General features: G+C 60.7%; 17 protein-coding genes and 1 tRNA gene. 10 read left to right on the top strand and 8 right to left on the bottom strand.

The features are described 5' to 3' along the window. Positions 1-8: 8 nt before the first annotated feature. On the bottom strand, positions 9-455 hold the full coding sequence (locus GJV78_RS11095) for a YccF domain-containing protein (RefSeq protein WP_155108409.1): 447 nt from the start codon (positions 453-455) through the stop codon (positions 9-11). Positions 456-578: 123 nt separating this feature from the next. Here GJV78_RS11095 and helD point away from each other — a divergent pair, with 123 nt between their 5' ends. Then, the gene (gene helD, locus GJV78_RS11100) at positions 579-2,633 is read left to right on the top strand and encodes a DNA helicase IV (protein ID WP_155108410.1); all 2,055 of its coding nucleotides are present in this window, start codon (positions 579-581) and stop codon (positions 2,631-2,633) included. A gap of 29 nt (positions 2,634-2,662) precedes the next feature. On the opposite strand, the gene mgsA is transcribed toward helD, so the two are convergent. Next, entirely contained in the window at positions 2,663-3,121 is a 459-nt protein-coding gene (gene mgsA / locus GJV78_RS11105; RefSeq protein ID WP_155108411.1) for a methylglyoxal synthase, read from the bottom strand. 92 nt (positions 3,122-3,213) lie between these two features. Continuing rightward, positions 3,214-3,876, bottom strand: coding sequence for a curli synthesis inhibitor (gene csgI / locus GJV78_RS11110; protein ID WP_155108412.1), 663 nt, complete (start codon positions 3,874-3,876; stop codon positions 3,214-3,216). A gap of 172 nt (positions 3,877-4,048) precedes the next feature. Here csgI and GJV78_RS11115 point away from each other — a divergent pair, with 172 nt between their 5' ends. Then, positions 4,049-4,468, top strand: a complete 420-nt coding sequence (locus GJV78_RS11115) for a CoA-binding protein (RefSeq protein ID WP_155108413.1) — start codon at positions 4,049-4,051, stop codon at positions 4,466-4,468. Positions 4,469-4,541: 73 nt separating this feature from the next. Here GJV78_RS11115 and hspQ read toward each other — a convergent pair whose 3' ends face one another. Beyond that, positions 4,542-4,859, bottom strand: coding sequence for a heat shock protein HspQ (gene hspQ / locus GJV78_RS11120; protein ID WP_155108414.1), 318 nt, complete (start codon positions 4,857-4,859; stop codon positions 4,542-4,544). A gap of 57 nt (positions 4,860-4,916) precedes the next feature. Next, positions 4,917-6,107, bottom strand: coding sequence for a 23S rRNA (cytosine(1962)-C(5))-methyltransferase RlmI (gene rlmI, locus GJV78_RS11125; RefSeq protein WP_155108415.1), 1,191 nt, complete (start codon positions 6,105-6,107; stop codon positions 4,917-4,919). Between the two features lie 95 nt (positions 6,108-6,202). On the opposite strand from rlmI, the gene yccX reads away from it, so the two are divergent. Beyond that, positions 6,203-6,484: an acylphosphatase gene (yccX, locus tag GJV78_RS11130; protein ID WP_155108416.1), complete on the top strand. Its 282-nt coding sequence runs from the start codon at positions 6,203-6,205 to the stop codon at positions 6,482-6,484. On the opposite strand, the gene tusE is transcribed toward yccX, so the two are convergent. Continuing rightward, complete coding sequence (gene tusE / locus GJV78_RS11135; RefSeq protein WP_155108417.1) at positions 6,481-6,810, bottom strand: sulfurtransferase TusE; 330 nt, start codon at positions 6,808-6,810, stop codon at positions 6,481-6,483. The two genes, yccX and tusE, sit on opposite strands and share 4 nt — an antisense overlap. Positions 6,811-6,900: 90 nt before the next feature. After that, positions 6,901-7,560 (bottom strand): FtsH protease modulator YccA, encoded by a 660-nt coding sequence (gene yccA, locus GJV78_RS11140; RefSeq protein WP_155108418.1) that lies wholly within the window; start codon positions 7,558-7,560, stop codon positions 6,901-6,903. Positions 7,561-8,069: 509 nt separating this feature from the next. Between yccA and GJV78_RS11145 the strand changes: the two genes are divergently transcribed. From GJV78_RS11145 to GJV78_RS11155, 3 genes are all read left to right on the top strand, one after another. Then, a tRNA-Ser gene (locus GJV78_RS11145) sits at positions 8,070-8,157 on the top strand. A gap of 454 nt (positions 8,158-8,611) precedes the next feature. Then, on the top strand, positions 8,612-9,409 hold the full coding sequence (locus tag GJV78_RS11150) for a (S)-acetoin forming diacetyl reductase (RefSeq protein WP_155108419.1): 798 nt from the start codon (positions 8,612-8,614) through the stop codon (positions 9,407-9,409). A 411-nt stretch (positions 9,410-9,820) separates the two neighbouring features. Continuing rightward, complete coding sequence (locus GJV78_RS11155) at positions 9,821-11,134, top strand: condensation domain-containing protein (protein ID WP_155108420.1); 1,314 nt, start codon at positions 9,821-9,823, stop codon at positions 11,132-11,134. 48 nt (positions 11,135-11,182) lie between these two features. Here the strand turns inward: GJV78_RS11155 and GJV78_RS11160 are convergent, their stop codons facing one another. Beyond that, complete coding sequence (locus tag GJV78_RS11160) at positions 11,183-15,565, bottom strand: amino acid adenylation domain-containing protein (protein WP_155108421.1); 4,383 nt, start codon at positions 15,563-15,565, stop codon at positions 11,183-11,185. Between the two features lie 194 nt (positions 15,566-15,759). Here GJV78_RS11160 and fepB point away from each other — a divergent pair, with 194 nt between their 5' ends. From fepB to GJV78_RS11180, 4 genes are all read left to right on the top strand, one after another. Next, on the top strand, positions 15,760-16,731 hold the full coding sequence (gene fepB, locus GJV78_RS11165) for a Fe2+-enterobactin ABC transporter substrate-binding protein (protein WP_155108422.1): 972 nt from the start codon (positions 15,760-15,762) through the stop codon (positions 16,729-16,731). 1 nt (position 16,732) lies between these two features. After that, entirely contained in the window at positions 16,733-17,743 is a 1,011-nt protein-coding gene (locus GJV78_RS11170) for a FecCD family ABC transporter permease (RefSeq protein ID WP_330998801.1), read from the top strand. Further along, positions 17,740-18,720, top strand: a complete 981-nt coding sequence (locus GJV78_RS11175) for a FecCD family ABC transporter permease (RefSeq protein ID WP_155108423.1) — start codon at positions 17,740-17,742, stop codon at positions 18,718-18,720. Before GJV78_RS11170 ends, GJV78_RS11175 begins: the two co-directional genes overlap by 4 nt. Before the next feature lie 312 nt (positions 18,721-19,032). Next, positions 19,033-21,102 (top strand): TonB-dependent receptor, encoded by a 2,070-nt coding sequence (locus tag GJV78_RS11180; protein WP_155108424.1) that lies wholly within the window; start codon positions 19,033-19,035, stop codon positions 21,100-21,102. Positions 21,103-21,152: the final 50 nt, after the last annotated feature.

Raw genomic sequence — 21,152 nt, forward strand, 5'->3', positions numbered from 1 at the left:
CGCCCCGGTTACTGAAAGCGGGTGCGGGCGCTGGCTTCGCGCGCCGCCCGCGCGGTTTCTACGGAAACAACGCGACGGCCGACCGGCCACAGGGCGATCGCGGCGATTTTAAAATTGGCGATGCCTACCGGAATGCCGATTATTGTAAAGCACTGGGCAATGCCAGAGGCAATATGCATCAGGCAGAGCCACCAGCCAAACAGCACCAGCCAAAAAATGTTAAGCAGCGTCCCGCCGGTGTTTAACAGCGTATTTCTGCCTGCCGGATTAAGTTCGTCGACGTGAACGGCCTCATTACCGTAAGGCAGCAGCGACAGCTTAGTAATCTCCCAACAGGAGCGGGTCAGCGGCAGGGTAAAGATAAGCACAATGCTGATTAGCGTCGCCAGCAGCCAGCAGAAGGTGGTGGCAAAGCCGCCGAGCACGAAATTTAAAATATTCAGTACGGTACGCATAGGTCTCCGGTAAACGCCATTTTTCTGTCATAGCTGGCAATTGTAACGTTTTTTGGGGCTGGAGCACGTTTTCTCTGGCGGGTACACTGAGCAGCAAATTCTTACGTCTGGATCGGCTGCGATATGGAACTGAAAGCAACGTCACTTGGAAAACGCCTGGCGCAACACCCCTACGACAGGGCCGCCATTCTTCATGCCGGCGTGAAGGTCTCAGGTGATAGCCATGAATATCTTATTCCTTTCAATCAGCTGCTGGCGATTCATTGCAAGCGTGGCCTGGTGTGGGGAGAGCTGGAATTCGTGCTGCCCGATGAAAAAGTCGTTCGCCTCCATGGTATCGAGTGGGCGGAAACACAGCGCTTTTATCATCAGCTCAACGCTCGCTGGCAGCAGTGGAGCCAGGAGATGAGCGAGATCGCGGCCGGGGTGCTGCAGGAGCAGGTTGCGGCTATTGCCGCCCGCACCGGCGAAAACCGCTGGCTGACCCGCGAGCAGACGGCGGGCCTGCAGCAGCAGATTGAGCGCGCGTTTGAGGCACTGCCGCTGCCGCTCGATCGGCTGGAGGAGTTTGACCACTGCCGCGAGGCGTTAGCGCAGTGTCAGGCGTGGCTGAAGGATATCGAAGCTTGCCGACTAAAACATAACCAGGCCTATACCGGGGCGATGCTCGAAGAGTACGCCGCGTTCTTCCAGCAAATTGAGTCTTCGCCGCTTAACCCTTCTCAGGCCAGGGCGGTGGTCAACGGCGAACGATCGCTGCTGGTGCTGGCAGGCGCGGGAAGCGGCAAAACCTCAGTGCTCGTGGCGCGTGCCGGATGGCTGCTGGCCCGGGGAGAAGCCGCGGCCGATCAGATCCTGCTGCTGGCGTTTGGCCGCAGGGCGGCGCAGGAGATGGACGAACGCATCCGTGAGCGGCTGCATACTGAAGAGATTACCGCACGAACCTTCCACTCGCTGGCGCTTTATATTATTCAGCAGGGCAGTAAAAAGGCTCCGGTTATCACCCGGCTGGAGAACGACACCGCCGGGCGGCATAAGCTCTTTATCACCGCCTGGCGACAGCAGTGCAGCGAGAAAAAAGCCCAGGCCAAAGGCTGGCGGCTGTGGCTGGAAGAGGAGATGCAGTGGGCAGTGCCTGGAGGTAACTTCTGGGATGATGAAAAGCTGCAGCGCCGTCTGGCACCGCGGCTGGACCGATGGATAAGCCTGCTGCGCACGCACGGCGGGACGCAGGCGGAGACCATCGCCAGCGCGCCGGAGGCGATCCGCGATCTGTTCGGCAAGCGGGTCAGGCTGCTGGCCCCGCTGCTGAAGGCATGGAAGAGCGCGCTGAAAGCGGAGAACGCCGTCGATTTTGCCGGTCTGATTCACCAGGCGATTAACATTCTGGAGAAAGGGCGCTTTATCAGCCCCTGGAAGCATATCCTGGTGGATGAGTTTCAGGATATTTCGCCCCAGCGCGCCGAGCTGCTGGCGGCGTTGCGTAAGCAAAACGCCCACGCCTCGCTGTTTGCCGTCGGCGATGACTGGCAGGCCATATACCGCTTCAGCGGCGCACAGCTCTCGCTGACTACCGCCTTCCACGACAGCTTTGGTGAAGGCGATCGCTGCGATCTGGATACCACCTACCGGTTTAATAGCCGGATAGGCGAAATTGCTAACCGCTTTATTCAGCAGAACCCGCATCAGCTTGCAAAGCCGCTAAACAGCCTGACTACCGGAGACAAGAAGGCGGTGACCCTGCTGGATGAAACCCAGCTGGATGCGCTGCTTGATAATCTTTCCGGCTACGCCGGGCCGGAGGAGCGTATTTTGCTGCTGGCGCGCTACCATCATCTGAAGCCCGCCGCCCTTGAGAAGGCGGCGACCCGCTGGCCAAAGCTGCGGCTCGATTTTATGACCATTCACGCCAGCAAGGGCCAGCAGGCGGACTATGTGATTATTCTGGGATTACGGGAAGGAGAGGACGGTTTCCCGGCCTCCGCACGTGAATCCGTTATGGAGGAGGCGCTGCTTCCCCCGGCGGAGGATTTCCCGGACGCAGAGGAGCGAAGGCTGCTCTACGTGGCCCTGACGCGCGCACGGCATCGGGTATGGCTGCTGTTTAACAAGGCTAACCCGTCGCGTTTTGTGGAGGTGCTTAAGGCGCTGGACGTGCCGACGGCGAGAAAGCCCTGATAAACAGGCGGCAGACGCCGCCTGCTCGCTTATTTCAGACGCCCGGCCAGGTAGCGCTGATAGTCGGGGATCAGGATCTCCACCGAGTCGTTGAAGCCCGGTGACTGAATGATAAAGTCCGCCGTGGCGACGTTGGTGGCAACCGGGATATTCCAGACCGTGGCGAGACGCAGCAGCGCCTTAACGTCCGGATCGTGCGGCACGGCGTTAAGCGGGTCCCAGAAGAAAATCAGCACGTCGATTTTGCCTTCCGAGATTAACGCGCCAACCTGCTGATCGCCGCCCATCGGGCCGCTCAGCATCGCGGTAACGTCCATTCCCGTGGCGCGTTGAATCAGGTTTCCCGTCGTTCCCGTGGCGTAGAGCACGTGTTTTTCCAGCAGCGGCTGGTGGTGTTCCACCCAGTTCATCAGCGTCTGTTTGCAGTGATCGTGTGCAACCAGCGCAATATGTTTGCGCACTGGCAAGGTGCGAGTCGTTAGTTCCATATTTCCGTTCCGTAGTTAATCCTGCTACAGAGTACTGCAAGTGCCCGGTGCTGCAAGAGAAAGAGGCGAAAAATGTCTTCTGGCGTCGGATATTATGAGGGAGGTTGCTTCTGCGCCCACCGTAAAAAATGATTGCGCGTCTGCGGGTCAGCCTGCTGAAACCAGTATTTTAACCGCTGTTCCGTTAGCGTCTGCGACTGTGGCGGTATCGCGTTCAGTTCGGAAATTCCAGAGAGCAGGGCGCTGTCATCGGCCATCGTCGTGGCGAACTGCGACAGCGAGGCGCGTTTTGCCGCTTTGTTGTAGCGTTCCGTCTCGTTTTCATAATCGATCGCCTTTGCGGCAGAGGTGATGGCGAGAATATCGAGCTTTACCGGAATGGGCATGGCATCGCCATCGAGCAGCGCGAGGCGCGGTGCGGCGTCAAAGTGGCTGGCCTCACGCTCTGTTTCCAGCCGCGGAAGCTGAAAATTGACCTTAGTCGTTCGCCGGGTATCGAAGCTTACCACCAGCGGCGGTGAAATATAGAACCGCTCTTCGTTACCTGCGAGGCGAACCGTTTTTTCAACCCGCAGCACCAGCTGGTGCGGGCCGTTCTCCAGTTCGATACTCTCTGCACCACGCAGCAGTGAACTGGAAACTTTTTTGCCGTCCAGCACCAGCAGAACGATGTCGCTGGAGAGGCGGAGCGTGGTGGCAGCGACGGTTACCGGCAAACACAACGCAATTAATATTGTAACAACGCCGGCTTTCATAGGATTCTCCTGTCCAAAGGCTGCCTGCCAAAGATGTATCAAAATTTTTCGACAATAATATTTAATAACATATAGACCTGTTTTTTAGTTTTGCCCTCATCCGTTCATATCGTGCGAATGGTTGGGTTGTCAGGTTTGTCGTACACTTGGCAAAACAGCCTGGAGAAAGAGTATGAAAGAGTCTGAAATCGCCGATATTTTAATCTCCACCAGGACCATTGCGCTGGTTGGGGCCAGCGATAAACCCGATCGTCCCAGCTATCGGGTAATGAAATATTTACTCGAACAGGGCTATAAGGTGATTCCGGTCGCGCCGAAGGTGGCGGGAACCACGCTGCTTGGCCAGCAGGGCTACGCAACGCTGGCCGAGGTGCCGGAAAAGATCGATATGGTAGATGTGTTTCGTAATTCAGAGGCGGCATGGAGCGTGGCGCAGGAAGCTATCGCCGTTGGTGCGAAGACGCTGTGGCTGCAGCTGGGGGTCATTAATGAACAGGCGGCGGTGCTGGCGCGCGAGGCGGGTCTCAATGTGGTGATGGACCGCTGCCCGGCGATAGAGATCCCACGCCTGGTGAAGCCGGCAAAAAAATAGCGCCGGATAGCGAGGGTGTATCCGGCCTGACGTTACAGAAAGCGGCCGGATAAGCCATCCGGCCGGCGAAGGCTCAGTTGCGCAGGCGCGGTGCCTGAAGCTGTTTGCGAATGGTCCGCGCCAGCTCGTCCATGGACGGCTGTTCGGGGTGTTCCTCCCGCATTTCACTACTTAGCTGGGCCTCGGCCAGATAGGTATGTACCGGCTGACCCTCATCGTCTTCCATCACTACGTGATACCAGGGAGCGGCGCGAAGTTCGTCGTTAACCGCCAGCTCGTCGGGCGACGGTTTTTCGAGCGAATACTCCGGATCGATATCCACGACCACTCCGAGGTAACCTAGCAGGGAATGGCGGACCTGTTGGCCGATGCCGAATTTGCTGGCAATCATTGTCACCTCCCGGGGTATGAGTACCTTTTATATAGGGATGGAACTCCCGTTTTCAAGTCACATGACGCGACAGGCAAATCCTTTCAGATACAGCCCTTCCGGGTAGGTGGCGATTACCGGGTGATCGGCGGCCTGACGGAACTGCTCTATAAATTGTACATCACGACCGGCGTCGACAGCGGCGTCGGCGATGATTTTCTGAAATAAGTCGGTGGTCATCAGGCCCGAGCAGGAGAAGGTCAGCAGTACGCCGCCGGGGTTCAGCAGCTGGATCGCCAGCATATTGATATCCTTATAGCCGCGGCAGGCGCTCATCAGCTGGCTCTTATTCTCCACGAACTTTGGCGGGTCCATGACGATAACGTCAAATTTCTCGCCGCTGTCGCGATAGGCGCGCAGCGCTTTGAAAACATCGTCGCGAACGAATTCGGCCCTGCTTAAATCAAGCTGGTTCAGCGCAACGTTTTGTCTGGCAATATCCAGCGCTTCCTGAGAGGTATCAATGTTGACCACCTGGCGGCACCCGCCCAGCAGCGCTGAAACGGCGAAGCCGCCGGTATAGGAAAAGCAGTTGAGCACCCGCCGATCCGCCACATAGCGGCGGACCGCCAGCCGGCTGTCGCGCTGATCGAGATAATAGCCGGTCTTATGGCCGCTTTTAATATCCACCAGCAGCTTCATACCGTGCTCGGTAATGGGCAGCAGAGCGGGCGGAAGCTCGCCCGTCACCGCTCCCTGGGTCAGTGCCATTCCCTCTTTTTTCCGTACCGCCACGTCGCTGCGATCGTAAATCGCGCATTCCGGATAAAGAGACTGCAGTGCGCTAATCAGCGGCGCACGCTGATACTCCGCCCCGGCGCTGAGCAGCTGCAGCACAAGGAAACTGCCGAAGCGGTCAATGGTCACGCCCGGCAGGCCGTCGGATTCCCCGGCGATCAGGCGATAGCTGTCCAGCCCGTCCTGACTTGCCAGCCAGTCGCGCCACCGCTGCGCCTGCTGCAGGCGGCGGGTAAAGAAGGCGATATCAATGGATTCCGATGGCTCGAAGCTCCAGACGCGCGCGCGGATCTGCGAAGCCGGCGAGTAAGCGCCACGCGCTAACCACTTGCCCTGATGATCGACAATATCGATGGTTTCACCAGGGCTGGCTTTGCCTTCCATACGTGCAACGGCACCGGAAAAGACCCACGGATGGCGGCGAAGTAATGACTTTTCACGCCCTTTGGCTAACACTAAACGTACACTCATAATTTGTTATTCTGTCGCTTCAAAGAAATGGGCGTCATTGTCCTGAGTTTTACGCGGGTTTGCAACGCGCCCCGGAGTATTTAAGGAGAACGGCGATGTCGAACGTTTGTATCATAGCCTGGGTATATGGCCGGGTTCAGGGGGTGGGATTTCGCTACACCACGCGGCAGGAAGCGCAAAGGCTTGGGTTGACCGGTTACGCAAAGAACAGGGACGACGGCAGCGTGGAGGTGGTGGCCTGCGGCGAAGCGGAGCGGGTGAAGATGCTGTTGGCATGGCTGAAAGAGGGCGGGCCGCGTTCGGCCAGGGTGGACCGGGTTCTCAGTGAACCGTATCGCCCTGGCGAGGAGTTAAATGATTTTAGTATTCGCTATTAAATACATTTCACCGGCTTAGGCAGGCCGGCGATTTTGGTAGCCTGTTTGGCCGGGCCTTTTGGAAACAGGCGATACAGATAACGGCTGTTGCCTTTCTCTTCACCGAATCGGTTAGCCATCGCTTTTACCAGCATACGAATAGCGGGGGAGGTGTTAAATTCCAGATAGAAGTCGCGTACAAAACGCACCACCTCCCAGTGCTCCGCAGAGAGCGTAATTCCTTCCTTATCCGCAATGGCGATCGCCATCGGTTCGCTCCACAGCGTGGAGTCCTGCAGATAGCCTTCGCTATCGGTTTCGATTTCTTTACCTTCAAAAATCAGCATAACGTTTCACTGCCTTAATCAAACGGCCGTCAGTTTAGCAAAAAATAAAGCCCCGCATAAGCGGGGCCGGAATAGCAGAGGTGCGAGGCGTTAGTCGCGGCTGGCGAAGCCCAGAATGCTCAGCAGGCTGACGAAGATGTTGTACAGCGAGACATACAGGCTAACGGTGGCACGAATGTAGTTGGTTTCACCGCCACGGATGATATTGCTGGTTTCAAACAGGATCGCCCCGGAAGAAATCAGGATAAACACGGCGCTAATCGCCAGATGCAGGGCCGGAAGCTGCAGGAAGATGTTAGCCACCATCCCGATCAGCACCACCACGATCCCCGCCATCAGCATACCGCCGAGGAAGGACATATCTTTGCGCGTGGTCAGAACGTAAGCCGAGCAGCAGAAGAAGACCAGCGCTGTACCGCCCAGCGCCATGCCGATGACGTCGCCCATGCCTGCGGACAGGTAGGCGTTAAGAATAGGCCCCAGAATGTAACCAAGGAAGCCGGTAAAGGCGAACGCGGACAAAATTCCGGCCGGCGAGTTAGCTGTTTTATAGGTCAGGAACATCAGGCCATACATGCCGACCAGAGTCAGGATCAGGCCCGGCGACGGCAGCATCAGTACGGTGCTGGCGGTAGCGGTAATCGCAGAAAACGCCAGCGTCAGGCTCAGCAGGAAGTAGGTATTGCGCAGCACTTTATGGGTGCTGAGCAGCGATGTGCGGTTATGCGATGAACTAACAATACGATCCATGAGTCACTCTCTTATGACAGATGTAATTAAGGACAGAGGATAATGTAATCCGCTGCGGCACCCCAGCGGTTTTACCCATCTTTACGCAGTTGATTTTGCAGGGCTTTAGCGTTTTATTTTCGTCATCCTGCCGTGTCGGAAAAAAACGCTGCCCTTGCGATAAACTGGCATTATCCGCGACCTGTAACGGGAGGGTTTTGCCATAGTGAAACTGGTGAACAACCGCCAAAACTGAGTTGCACACCGGATGCCTGACAGGGGGCGCGTAGCGACTCCACCGCGTCGCTTGTGCTTAAATCTCAGCCGGAAGGTCTGGCGGCCCATCCTCTGATGAAGCGATAAGGGCCGGGTTAATCCACAGGGTAGGCTTCTCCCTTCCCGGATGTCGATAAAATAGTCAAATCACCGATGGTTCGGGCAATTAACTATTTTTTTGTCTGTTTTTCAGGCGAATAAACATATTCGGGCTTTACATGGCGCATCGGGATGTTTATAGTGCGCCTCATTCCGGAAGTGTGGCCGAGCGGTTGAAGGCACCGGTCTTGAAAACCGGCGACCCGAAAGGGTTCCAGAGTTCGAATCTCTGCGCTTCCGCCAGATACAAACCTCAGATAACGTTGTTATCTGAGGTTTTTTTTGTATGTTTTTCAGCATTCCGGCAATTGCCCGTCCATACTGTCGTCTGGATTGCGCTACTTTTCATTCTGCCCCTGGCTTACCGTCCGCGTTCCCTGGCCGAAAATAGCGGTGTTTGACCGTGCTGCTCTTATGCCGGTCAGTTAGCCGCGACTTTGTTAATCCACGCCGCGGGCCGCCGCCCGACGCATTGCCAACGCGCGCTTTCCGCCGGGTTTTCGTTATCAAATCTTAGCTTTTTGCCGCCTTCATTCAGTTTATATAAACGGAAAAGAAGGTTTACAGCGGTGCTTATTTCTTTAGTCTATTATTGTTTTGTTAATGATTGTTAGGGTGTATGGTTTGGCCTGACGTTCGATCAAAAATGCGATGCCTTTAGGAAAGATCGCTGATGTAATCTGAAGAGGACAAAAACATGAGTGCAGAGAAAAAAGTTGCCGTAGTAACAGGTGCTGGTCAGGGTATCGGCAGAGCGGTGGCGCTGCGTCTGGCTAAGGACGGCTTCAGAATTGGTAGTCTGGATTTTAACGGCGAATCGGCCCAGGAAACGGTTAAACTGATCGAAGAGGCGGGCGGCGAGGCGCTGGCGGTTGTCGTTGACGTTGCCAACCGGGAGCAGGTTTTTGCAGCGGTCGATCGGGTTGTGGAAAAATTTGGTCGTATTGATGTGATGATCAATAACGCGGGCCTTGGCCCGACCACGCCCATTGAGGAGATTACCCCGGAACTTTACCATAAGGTCTTTGACGTCAACGTCGGTGGCGTTTACTGGGGCATTCAGGCTGCGTTAAAGCACTTTAAGAAGAGAACTCCGGCAAAAGCGGGCGACGTCGTTGGGAAAATCATCAATGCCTCCTCCCAGGCGGGTCAGGTCGGCAACCCTGACCTGGCGGTGTATGGGGCCACCAAATTTGCCGTACGCGGCATCACCCAGACTGCCGCTAAAGATCTGGCAAAATTCGGAGTCACGGTCAACGCCTACTGCCCGGGGATTGTGCGTACGCCGATGATGGAAGGGATTGCTCAAAAGGTCGCCGATGAAAACGGACAGTCCCTGGAATGGGGGCTTCAGCAGTGGGCGAAGAACGTCACCCTCGGCCGTATTTCTGAATCAGAAGACGTGGCGGCATGTGTCTCCTATCTGGCCGGCCCGGACTCCGACTATATGACCGGACAGGCGCTGATTATTGATGGCGGTATGGTCTTTAACTGAGTTATCGCCTGCTTCAGGCTGCCCGGCCGGTTTATGGCCCGGGCAGCCGCTTGCCTTTTCCCCTCCGCTCTGCTGTCCGATCTGCGCAGGTTTATCGCCAGGCGGTCCCTTGCACTCTGTTTTGTAAATGATTATTATTTTCATTGTTGCCGTAACGATAACGGCTATCCGCCAGGGGCTTCAGCGCCTGACGGCGCTGCGTGGCTGGCTCCTTCTGTATCGTTTGTGGCCTCTTCGCTGAGGAGGTGAGCGAAAAATAGCATAGCGCGCAGCCCCGGCCCGGTGGTCAAAATAACAATATCCTTCTCTCTTTTAATCTGAGCCTGTCGTCACGTTATCTGCAGTTCGGGAAGCCGCCGCGCTGAAGAGCGCCGCCGCAGTTTCGCAGGCTAGATTAAAAAGGTAGGGAAAATGACAGAAACCATTCAGGACGGCCGCTGGTCGCCGCTTACGCCGGCGCAATTTGATTTCTGGGAAGAGTTTATATTTCACCCATATCAGCCGGTTTCAACCGTCGCCCACCGCATTACCCTGCGGGGGGCCGTCAATGAAGCGGCGCTGGCGGCGGCGCTGCGCCAGGTTATTGAAGAAACAGACGTTTTCTCCATTCAGTTTCACCGGGCCGATCGCCATGCGGATCCCGTTCAGCGCTGCGATCCGGCACATGTCCCGCCGCTGCGGACAATCGATCTGCGACAGCGCGCATCGGCGCAGGCCGTCGCCGACGCGATGATGCAGGGCGATATTGACGGCCAGCTCAACCTGCTGCGCCAGCCGCTGGCCGCCGTCTGGCTAATCTGCCTGGCCGCCGATCGCTACATTATCTATATCCGGGCGCACCATATTATCGTGGATGGCTTCGGCATGGCGCTGATTGAACACCGCTGCGCCGAGCTGTACCGGGCCGCCTGCGGGCAGGCCGCTCCCGGCCAGCCTTTTGGCTCCTTTTCGGCGTTTCTGCACGAGGAGCGGCAGTATGCCCAGGGAGAGAAAATGTGTCGCGATCGCGCATACTGGCATCACCTCCTGGCGGGCGCGCCGCCGCTGCCCGTATTACGCAAGGGAGGGGAAGATTACGGGGCGGCAGGCCTGCACGGCGAGGCGCAGCTCTCTCCCCCGTTCAGCAGTGGCCTGATGGCGCTGGCGGAGCGCAGCGATGTGGGCTGGCCCGACGCGCTGCTGGCTTTGTCTGCTGCGTGGATGGCTCTGCGGCTGCCGGAGGCGCTCCGCGGTGATGTTCTGCCGGTCTGGGTGCCGGTGATGAATCGTCGCGGCGCGGTGGCGGCCAACACGCCCGCGCTGGCGGTAAATATTCTGCCGCTGTTTATCCGCTTTAAAAAACGGGAGCCGGTGGTTGAGTATGTTCAGCGGCTGGCGAAATCGCTCCACGACCTGCGGCTGCACGGCCGGTATCGCGTTGAAACGCTGGCCGCCGAGCGGGGAATCGGCAAGGGGATGCGCTATTTCTTCTCGCCGCTGATTAACGTGCTGCCCTTCGATCCGCCGGTTTTTTTCGGCTGCGAGGCGGAGCGGGAAGTGCTGGCCAGCGGGCCGGGCGACGGCTTTAACATCACCTGGCGCGGACGCGCGGACGGCAGCCAGCTGCATGTCGATATCGATGCGCAGGCGGGGATGGGCGGTGACATGACGCCCGATGAGGAGGTGCAGAGCCTTATCGATTATTTATGCACGGCATCCTCGCCGGGCGCTACGCTTCATCTGTAATGCAAGAACGCCGCCGGATGCCGGTAAATCGACCGGCGGCGCGATGGGTCAGGGGAGCAGCGCGCAGACGTCCCGGACGTTTTTGCACTTCATCAGCTCGGCTCCCGACAGCTGCAGGCCCAGTTCGGCGTGAAGCCTCTCCCGGACGGCGTTCAGATGGCTGAGCTTCAGCCCCATGGCGGTAAACGGCACCTCGTCGTTCCATTCCGGGCGCGGCGTCAGGCCGATTGCCGTGCAGTAGATCGCCAGAATTTTCCGCTGAGGCGATGCCCTCTCTGCCGGGACACCGGGTGCAGCAGACGGGGTTCCGTGAAGCCCGGCCAGCTCTGCGCGCAGGGTGTGGCGATCGATCTTGCCATTGGCCGACAGCGGGAAGCGCTCTCTGGTAATAAAGCGGGCGGGTATATGGGTACAGGGCAAATAGCGCTGCGCGAAGGCGCGCAGCTCCGCGACGGTGGGCTGCCTGTCGTCGGCAGCCAGCCAGACCGCGCCCAGCTCGGTTTCCTGCCCGCCGCCCGGCGCGTAATCCACCACTACCACGTCCCGGATGGCTTCGTGCTGGCGCAGGGCCTCTTCAATTTCCGGCAGCGAAACGCGCACGCCGCGAATTTTCACATAGCCACCGATACGGCCTGCAAAAAGTATTGCGCCATCCTCCCGGTAACAGCCAATGTCGCCGGTGCGGAAGCTGCGTATCGTCGAGCCCTGCGGGGTGACCACCTCGACGAAATCGTGCTGCACCAGCTCGCCGTCCTCGACATAGCCGCAGGCCAGGTTTACCCCGGCGGTATAGATGCGTCCGGGCACGCCGCGGGGGCAGTGCTCGCCGCCGTCGTGGCAGATAAAGTAGCAGTTGCCCGCCAGCGGTCGCCCGTACGGGATGTGCGTCACGTCGCTGGCGGACACCTCATGCCAGATGCTCCAGATGGTGGTTTCCGTTGGGCCGCCAAGTGAAATCAGCCGCCGGGTGGGCGAGGCGGCGCGCAGCCGTTGGATAACCGACGGCTTGATATAGTCACCTCCCTGCGCAATCAGGCGCAGGGAGGCGAGCTGCTCCGGCGAGGCGCAGTCGAGCAGCATTTTAAGAATCGCCGGTACGGAGCACCACAGGGTAACGCGGTGCTGGGCCACCAGCCTGCTCCAGCTGATGGCGTCCTTTTCCTGATGTTCCGCCGGCAGCACCAGCGTTGCGCCGACGCAGAGCGGGGCGAACAGATCAAAAACCGACATATCGTGGTGCAGCGGGGTGACGGAGAGAAAGACGTCGCTATCGCTCACCGCCCAGCTGGCAAGGGTCTGACCGAGCACGTTGGCCGTCGCCCGGTTGTGCAGCGCCACGCACTTGGGCTTGCCCGTCGTCCCGGAGGTATAGAGATAGTAGGCGGGGCTTTGGTCGTCGCTCTTTCCGGTAAAGGCGGGGGGGATCGGGTTCTCCGTCTCCAGCGACTGCGGCGTAACGGCACCGGGAACGTTCGTCGCCTCGCGGCAGATGGTCAGATTGGGCCGACAGTTTTCCAGCAGATACTGTGTACGCCGGGCCGGAGAGTTAATGTCCACCGGCACCCGTATCAGCCCGAGCAGGGCGCAGGCGATTGATATCACTACGTGCTCCGGGCAGCGTGGCAGATAAATAGCCACCACGCTACCCGGCGTCAGGCCGCGCGCCAGCAGCCCGTTCGCCACGCTGGCCACCCGCTCGCCCAGCTGTGTCCAGCTCCAGCGCATTTCGCCGCAGATTAGCGCCGTGCCGTTTCGGGGCGCGGAGAACAGATTACGGGCGATATGGCCGAGAAAATCATACTCAACGGCCGCCGACAGCGGGCTGTTCGCTTGGTAATGGGCGTAAGCGAGCGCGTCTCTTACCGGTGCCATCAGGGTTTCTTTCTCCACGATAAGCGCCATGCGGCGGCGTATGGCGTCGAGCATCTCGCGGATCTGCTCCGGTGCCAGCGCCTGCTCAACGAAGTCGGCGGTCAGCAGCAGATTGCGCCCGGCATCGCATATCAGCCGGATATCCAGCGCCACCTGCGGGGTTTGCGTCAGCCCCTCTTCCTGCCGCAGCGGTGAACCGGCGGGGAGCGTCTCCCAGGCCATGCCGTTAGTCAGAATAACCGGCAGCGCCGGCCCGCGTGATTCGCGCGAGGTCAGCTGGCGCGCCAGATCGACTCCGGACCACTCCGTATGCTGCAGCCCGCCGAGAATCGCCTCCTGCAGGCGGTGGGCGCTTTCGGGCAGCGCGTCACCGCGCCGGTAGCGGACGGCGATAAAGGTCGACCGGTTGGCGGGCTGCTGCGCCGGGTCGGGAAGAATAACGGGCACCCCCACCAGCAGGGTTTCGTCTTCTGTCCAGAGCGCCAGGGTATCCAGCACGATGGTCGACAGCACGCTGTTGGCGAACAATCCCTGCGCCGCGCCAGGGCGGGTCAGGCGCTTCAGCACGTCGGCGTCGAGAAGGCACTCTTCGCGCCGCCAGCGCGGTGAGACGATCTCCTCCAGAGGCTGTCGCCAGGGTAGCCGGGGCGGCGTTGCCTCCGCCAGCGCGTCTCGCCACCACGCCCTGGCACGCTCGCGCGCCGGAGTATCGGCGGAGGGCGGCGGGGCGTTGTCCGCAGCCATGCGCCCCAGCGGCCGGTCGTCAAACAGGCGGGCAATCACCCAGGAGATCCCCTGACCGTCGAGGATCAGCGCATCAAAGCTGGTAAAAATCAGATATTCTTCGCCGCCGGGCAGGGCGATCAGCACGATTCGCCAGGGCGGAGAGGCGGGATCGTGACGGTACTGCCGGTAGCGCTGACGCAGCCGGTGGATCTGCTCCTCCGCCGCGTCCGGGGGGCTGTCGCGCAGGTCGTGCTCCTCCAGAGGCGGAGTGATGCTCTCCAGGACAGACTGCTGCTGGCGTTCCACGTCGATAACGGTACGCAGAGCGGCGAAGTGAGCGATCAGCTCCGCCAGCCGGGCGCGAAAGCGCACCGGATCGAGCGGCCCGCGAAAGCTTCTGAAGTCGTGCATGGCGACGCCGCCGAGGGGCCATTGCTCGCTTCTCCCCAGCAGATAAGCCTGCTGCAGAGGTGTCAGGGGTTGCGCCATCTTCTCCTCCCTGGTTGGGGTATCAATAGGGGGCTGTCTCCCGGGAGCCAGCCAGCGGGCCACCGGCTGAGTGATGTCGTGAGGAGCCAGCGCCAGCCTTGCGGCCAGCTCATGAAAGTGTCGGAACATACGCCCGGGCTGCTCCGGCAGAAAGGCGTCGGCGCGAATGTCCCAGTTAATCAGGATTTCGTCGGCAAGCCACGCCAGCTGGACGTCGAGGGCCACCTGCGGGCCCTGGGACGTCACCCACGCCAGCTTGCCCAGCTGTTGCTCTGCCCGCCTGGAAAACAGCGTTTCGCCGGCAATGCCAAACCCGGCGGTAAACACAATCGGTGAATATTGCAGCGTGCCGTGCAGGCGGGAGAGATCGCGCATAACGCTGATGCCGGAATAGCCCGCGTGGCCGATAAGCTCGTGCAGCTGCGCCATTGTGTGCTCACAGTGCTGCAGTAAAGAGCGTTCAGGGCGCAGCTCGCCGCTGAACAGCAGCAGATCGGTAAAATCGCCCACCGTCTCCCGGCCGCCGGGCAGATTAGGATCGCGGAAAAATGTGGGCACGTTAATGCGCAGCGATGGCTGGGCCAGCGCTTTGGTTAGCGTCAGGGTAAATAGCGACAGAAACAGGGCGCTGAGCGTCAGATGATGCCGACGGGCGCAGTCCCGCAGCGCCCGGCTGCTGCGGGCGTTAAGGCGAACGGCCAATCTGCGGCTCCGGCAGGCATGGCCGGGGCAGGGAAGGCGGGGAGCCGGTGCCAGGGCTGCCAGCCGCGCCTGCCACCAGGCGCGGTCCCGCTCTCTGGCGGCGGCCAGATGCGGTGCGGCTGCCCGCTGCTCCAGATAGTGAAACCAGGCGACGTCCATAACCGGCGTGATGCGGCGCGGGGGGGCGGCGTAAAATCGCGCCAGATCCTCCACCACAATGCGGAATGACTGCGCATCGGCGGCGATCATATCGAGATCGATATGCAGGCGGCTGCGGTTATCCGGAAGCAGCGTCAGGCTGATTTCGCAGGGGCGACCGGTGTCGCGCAGAAGCTGCTGGTTCTCCATTCGCCGCCGCTTTTCCGCCAGCCGCTGCCGGACGACCCTGGCCGCGGCATTACGCAGGTCGTCAATTTTCGGTGGCGGGCACTCGGCCACCACCCGCTGCTGCCCGTCGTCGGTGAGACGCAGGCGCAGCATGGGGTGACGGGCGTAGAGGGCGGCGACCGCCTCCCGGAAGCGGGGGAGATCGACGATCCCGCCGTCGAATTCGGCGTATAAATGGGCGGCAACGCCTCCTAATGCCAGAGGCGATTGTCTGCCGACCCAGGATGCGGCCTGCATTGGCGTTAACGATTTCATGAGTTATCGCTCCTGATTCAGCCAACGGAAACGCTCTGAATATATCGCACAGACATGCTAATGAAAATGATAATTATTCTGATTGATGTTGTCGTTTGATCGCCGGGCTGAATATGCTACGGTACAGCGGATGAATTTGTCGCCAGAGAAGATCTCCGGCGCGCCGTCGGGTTATGCAAGGGAGCCAGCAGACGATGCGTTTCTATTCGCCAAACCGTTTTATTCTCAGCCTGATAGCCCTGCTCGTTATTCAGCTCGCCAGCGCGCCGGGCTTTGCCGGGGGCTGGCCAAGAACCTTCCACAATGCGGACGGTACGACCACGCAGATCCCCGCGCCACCTGAGCGTATTTTATCGACTTCCGTCAGCGTAACCGGCGCGCTGCTGGCAATTGGTGCGCCGGTGGCGGCCAGCGCGACGGCGGTCAACGGCCAGTTTTTCGGGCAGTGGCAAACGGCGGCGGAGCGGGCAAAGGTCGTTAAGGCCTGGCCTGCCGGCAGCGTTGACCTTGAGCAGGCCTGGGCGCTGGCACCGGATATTATCGTGGTCTCCATTAACGGCGCAGATTCGGCACGCGCGCATCTGGCCGAACTGCAGGCGATTGCGCCGGTCATTACCGTCGATTACGGCACCATGACCTGGCAGGCGCTGGCGCGTCGACTGGGCGAGGCGCTGGGGCTGGAAGAACAGGCCGAAGCGCGAATTCGCGGCTTTGACGCGCTGGTGGCGGAAACCCGCCGGCAGATCCGCCTGCCGGAAGGGCAGGCGAATATCATCAGCTATAACGGTCCCGGCACGGTGAATCCCATCGCCACCCCGTTCAGCGCCCACGCCCGGCTGCTGACCTCGCTGGGTTTTCAGATTGAGGCCCCCGATCCCGCCTGGCAAAGCAACCTGACGCGCTCGGGCGATTTTATCTGGGCGGAGTATGAAAACCTGACCCGGCTGCGGGCCGGTACGACCTTTCTGCTGAGCGCCGACGAGGGGCGGGTCAGCGAATTTCTGCACGATCGCCTGCTGCAGCGCCTGCCGTCGGTCGAAGGGCGTCAGGTCTACGGTCTGGGGCCGCACGCCTTTCGGGTGGACTACTACAGCGCATGTGAAATCGTGCAGGCGATCCACCGCCATTTCGCGATGCCAGGCGACGGCGAGCGGCAGGAGCGCTGAAGTGCAGGCATGGCGACGAACCCTGCGCGGAGGAACGGGAATGGTGCTCGCCTGCGCGCTGCTGCTGGCGCTGGCGTTTATCAGCCTGCACTTTGGTGCCCGGCCCCTTGCGCCACGGGTGATAGAGCAGGCGCTGGTTCATTTCGATCCGCAAAACCCGGAACATCTGCTGGTGCGCTATTTGCGGCTGCCGCGAACGCTGCTGGCGATGGTAGTTGGTGCCGCCCTCGGCGGGGCGGGAGTGGTTATGCAAACTCTGACCCGCAATCCGCTTGCCGATCCCGGCCTGCTGGGCATTAACGCCGGGGCTACGCTGGCGATCGTCCTGTCCATCGCCCTGTTTAACATCGCCGACGTTGTCGGCTATATGTGGTCCGGCGTGGCGGGAGCCGCGGCCGTCAGCGTCGCGGTGCTGGTGGTCAGCGGCATTGGCGGCCACGGCCCGGTGCGGATCGTGCTGGCCGGCGCGGCGCTGACCATCGTGCTGCTGAGCCTGACGCAGCTGGTGATTCTGAACAGCGACGCCGAGGCGTTTGACCGCTTTCGTCACTGGGTGACAGGCTCTCTGCAGGGGCGCGGATTCGAGGTGCTGCTTCCCGTCTCCGCCCTGGTGGCGACGGGGCTACTGCTGGCGCTGGCGGGCGGCAGGGCGCTGGATATCGCCATGCTGGGCAGCGACGCCGGGCGCGCGCTGGGGGTCGATCCCCGGGGGCTGGTGGCCCTCTGCGCCGTCATTGTGGTGATTCTCGCCGGCGCAGCGACAGCGGCGGCCGGGCCCATCGGCTTTGTCGGTCTTACCGCGCCGCACTTTGCCCGCGCTATCGCCGGTTCCGGACACCGTATGCAGCTGCCGTGGGCGATGCTGTTTTCCGCCGTGCTGGTGCTGGCAGCGGATATTCTCGGGCGAGCCGTCGGCTACCCCGGCGAGATCGGCGTCGGCATTATGGTGGCGCTGATCGGCGGCCCCTTCTTTGTGCTGCTGGTGAAGCGCTGGCAGGGAGAGCGGGCATGAGCCGCAGAGCGCTGGGGATCTGCCTGACGCTGGGGGCGCTGCTCTGCGTCGCGGGAGCCTATGCGCTGACCATCGGACGTCTGACCCTTTCCGCAGAGGCGGTGTGGCAGGGGATCGTGGGCGGCGACCCGATGGCGGAGCGGATCGTCAGAACGATTCGTCTGCCGCGGGTGCTGACGGCCGTGCTCGTCGGCTACGCGCTGGGGGCGTCGGGGGCGATTTTTCAGTCGGTATCCCGCAATGCGCTCGGCTCACCTGACGTCATCGGCTTCACCACCGGCGCGGCGAGCGGGGCGCTGGTGCAGATTGTACTGCTCGACGGCGGGAGGGGTGCCGTGGTGCTGTCGGCGATACTCGGCGGCCTGGCGACGGCGCTGCTGGTGTATGGCCTGGCCCGGGTGCACGGTACGGTTAAAGGTTACCGGCTGGTGCTGATGGGCATTGGCGTCGGCGCGGTGCTCAGCGCCTTTAACGGCCTGCTGTTGGTGAAAGGCGATCTCGATAACGCGGTGTCGGCGGCGCTTTGGCTGGCCGGCACCACCCAGGGGCGCGGCTGGCTGCACGTTGTGCCGGTGGCCATCGGCCTGGGGCTGCTGCTGCCGGTGATGCTGCTGTGTCTGAAGGCGCTGAACGTGATGCGTCTGGGCGACGATGTGGCCAGCCAGTTGGGAATACCGGTTGAACGAATTCGCAGAATAGTCACCTTTTGCGCCGTGGTGCTGGCCGCAGTGGCGACCAGCGCGGCGGGGCCGATAGCTTTTATCGCCCTGATAGCGCCTCAGCTCGCCGCCCGCCTGACGCGCAGCCCGAATTTGCCTCTCTTCAGCGGCGGGCTGGTGGGGGCGAGCCTGCTGCTCGGCGCAGATGTCATCGCCCGGATCCAGCCGCTGTCGCTGACGGTGCCCGTTGGCCTGTTGACCGGCGTCAGCGGTGGTCTCTGGCTGCTGGTTTTGCTGCTACGCGGTGCGCCCCGCTAGCCATCCCCCAGCGCGGCGTAGAAAAAATGTGATATTGATACGCATTAACAATTGTAAGTAATTCTCATTTTGTCTTATATTTTGTGCGATTTTTAACGGGCGGGACGGCCTGAGTAAGAAAATAGTAAAAAACAGGCCGGAAAGGCCGTGCAGTGTGTTCTGTGTCGCTCAAATAAAAAATAGCTACGTTCAGGCGGCGTCCGTCGGTGATGCGGACGGCCTGGCCCTTCGCGCGTGCGGCGCACCGAAAGCGCCGTGCGGTGCCGCTGAGGATGCCGCCGGGCAGGCGTAATTCGGGAAAAGGAGAGAACGATGAGCACACGAAAAAACAGGCGAACAGACAACAATGCCCGCAGCGGATACCTGAAAAAGCCCGCGCTGTTCGGCCTGTGCCTCTTTGTCGCCGGGAGCGCGACGGCCGACGACGCCGCGCCGGGAGTGGTGAAAAACGCGCCTGACACCATCATCGTGACCGGGGAAAAGGTCGCGCGCTCGCTGTACGATACCAGCGCCAGCGTCGAGGTTTTTGACGCCGCGCGCATCAGCGCGATGCCCGGCGCATCGCAGATGTCCGACCTGCTGCAGATGACCGCCAACGTGGTGGATACCGGCATTGGCAACGATCTTCCCACCGTGCGCGGCGTGGACGGTTCCGGCCCGGCAAACGGGGCTAATGCGTTTCTCAATGGCACCCGCCCGCGTCTGAATCTCTCAATGGACGGCCGATCGTTAACCTATAACGAGCTGGCGTTCGGGCCGCAGTCGCTCTGGGATATGCAGCGCGTGGAGGTCTATCGCGGGCCGCAAAGCTATATTCAGGGGCGTAACGCCATCGCTGGCGCGGTGGTGATGAGCAGTAAGGACCCCTCGTTTAACTGGGAGTCGTCGGTGCGGGCCGGCGGGGGCAATCAGGACGCGACCGTCGCTTCCGCCATGCTCTCCGGGCCGCTGGTGGAGGATCAGCTGGCGTTTCGCCTCAGCGCCGATCGCCAGCGTCGTGAAAGTTTCGTCAACCTTATCTCTTACGCGCCGGTGGGCGATCCGCGTGAAATCGAAGCCACCAGCCTGCGCGGCAAGCTGCTGTTTAACCCGGCCGCGCTGCCGGAGCTTACCACGAAGCTGACCGTGAACCACTACGACAGCCGGGCACCGCAGAACGAAACCCTCAGCCCGGCTAACCACGTCAGCCCGCGCTTCGACAGGCGTCGCCCGGTGTTCGAAACCACCTCCACCAGCGGTATCTGGGATATTGCCTGGGAGCCATCCGACCGCCTCGCCCTGGAAAATAAGCTGATCTACACCGATTTTGATAACCATCGCCGCACCGTTAAAACGCTGCCGTGGGCGGATATCGACGGCAAAGAGTTCCAGACGGAGCCGTTGGCGCGCTTCGGGAAGCAGGGCGATCGCCTGCGGGGGCTGGTGGGGGCACGCTATTTTCACGCCTCGCAGGATGAGTTCGTCAACCTGTTCGGCGGCAGCGCCTTTAGCGACAAGACCGAAACCTGGTCGGCCTTCGGCGAAGTGACCTGGGCGGCGACGGCGTCGGTTGACGTGACCGTTGCCAGCCGCGTGGAGCGCGAGCACCGACAGCGCAAGGGGGGCAGCGCGCGCAGGGTTGATTTCGATGAAACCTGGGATGTCTTTCTGCCGAAGCTGGACGTGGCGTGGAAGCCGCAGCCGCAGCAGACCTTTGGCGTCAAGGTGGCGCGGGGCTATAACGCCGGCGGGGCGGGAATGACCTTCGTCGCGCCGCTGGTGAATTATACCTACGACCCGGAGTACGTCTGGAACTACGAGCTGTACAGCCGCCACGGCATCAGCAGTCTCAATCTTGAGCTAACCAGCAGCGTTTTTTATAACGATTATCAGGATATGCAGCTGCCGTACTACCTCAGCTCCGCCAGTAACTCGATGGTGATTCGCAATGCGGATAAAGTGGAAACCTACGGCGCGGAGCTGGGGGCCATCTGGAAACCCACTCTCGACGTTGAGCTGAACGGCACGGTCGGGCTGCTGAAAACTGAAATCAAAAAATTCTCCAATAGCGGCGTCGACGGCCACGAGCTGCCGCGCGCCCCGGCCCTGACCGCCAGGCTGGGGGCGAAATATATGCTGATGCCGGGGCTGGAGCTGAGCGGCAACCTCGGTTTTACCGACGCCTACTATTCCCAGTACGACAACGACGCGCGCGGCAGGATCTCCTCATCGTGGATCGCCGATATGCAGCTGGCGTACACCTTTTCGCACGGGCAGGTCAACCTCTTCGCCCGTAACCTGTTTGACTCTGATAAACGCATTATGGTGATGGACAACGACGTATCCACGGCGGTTCTGCAGCGTCCGCGGCAAATTGGCGTCGGGGTCCAGCTGGATTTCTGAGGCCGCAGATCGGCGGGGCGGGCGCAGCAGGAACCCCGCACGGGAGGAAA

The organism is Intestinirhabdus alba (assembly GCF_009711095.1).
GTDB lineage: Bacteria > Pseudomonadota > Gammaproteobacteria > Enterobacterales > Enterobacteriaceae > Intestinirhabdus > Intestinirhabdus alba.

Coding starts and splice junctions, on each gene's coding strand:
- GJV78_RS11095 (WP_155108409.1), bottom strand. CDS start 455: ATGCGTACCGTACTGAATATTTTAAATTTCGTGCTCGGCGGCTTTGCC.
- hspQ (WP_155108414.1), bottom strand. CDS start 4,859: ATGATTGCCAGCAAATTCGGCATCGGCCAACAGGTCCGCCATTCCCTG.
- rlmI (WP_155108415.1), bottom strand. CDS start 6,107: ATGAGTGTACGTTTAGTGTTAGCCAAAGGGCGTGAAAAGTCATTACTT.
- GJV78_RS11180 (WP_155108424.1), top strand. CDS start 19,033: ATGAGCACACGAAAAAACAGGCGAACAGACAACAATGCCCGCAGCGGA.
- helD (WP_155108410.1), top strand. CDS start 579: ATGGAACTGAAAGCAACGTCACTTGGAAAACGCCTGGCGCAACACCCC.
- GJV78_RS11150 (WP_155108419.1), top strand. CDS start 8,612: ATGAGTGCAGAGAAAAAAGTTGCCGTAGTAACAGGTGCTGGTCAGGGT.
- csgI (WP_155108412.1), bottom strand. CDS start 3,876: ATGAAAGCCGGCGTTGTTACAATATTAATTGCGTTGTGTTTGCCGGTA.
- tusE (WP_155108417.1), bottom strand. CDS start 6,810: ATGCTGATTTTTGAAGGTAAAGAAATCGAAACCGATAGCGAAGGCTAT.
- GJV78_RS11175 (WP_155108423.1), top strand. CDS start 17,740: ATGAGCCGCAGAGCGCTGGGGATCTGCCTGACGCTGGGGGCGCTGCTC.
- yccA (WP_155108418.1), bottom strand. CDS start 7,560: ATGGATCGTATTGTTAGTTCATCGCATAACCGCACATCGCTGCTCAGC.
- fepB (WP_155108422.1), top strand. CDS start 15,760: ATGCGTTTCTATTCGCCAAACCGTTTTATTCTCAGCCTGATAGCCCTG.
- GJV78_RS11160 (WP_155108421.1), bottom strand. CDS start 15,565: ATGAAATCGTTAACGCCAATGCAGGCCGCATCCTGGGTCGGCAGACAA.
- GJV78_RS11155 (WP_155108420.1), top strand. CDS start 9,821: ATGACAGAAACCATTCAGGACGGCCGCTGGTCGCCGCTTACGCCGGCG.
- yccX (WP_155108416.1), top strand. CDS start 6,203: ATGTCGAACGTTTGTATCATAGCCTGGGTATATGGCCGGGTTCAGGGG.
- mgsA (WP_155108411.1), bottom strand. CDS start 3,121: ATGGAACTAACGACTCGCACCTTGCCAGTGCGCAAACATATTGCGCTG.
- GJV78_RS11115 (WP_155108413.1), top strand. CDS start 4,049: ATGAAAGAGTCTGAAATCGCCGATATTTTAATCTCCACCAGGACCATT.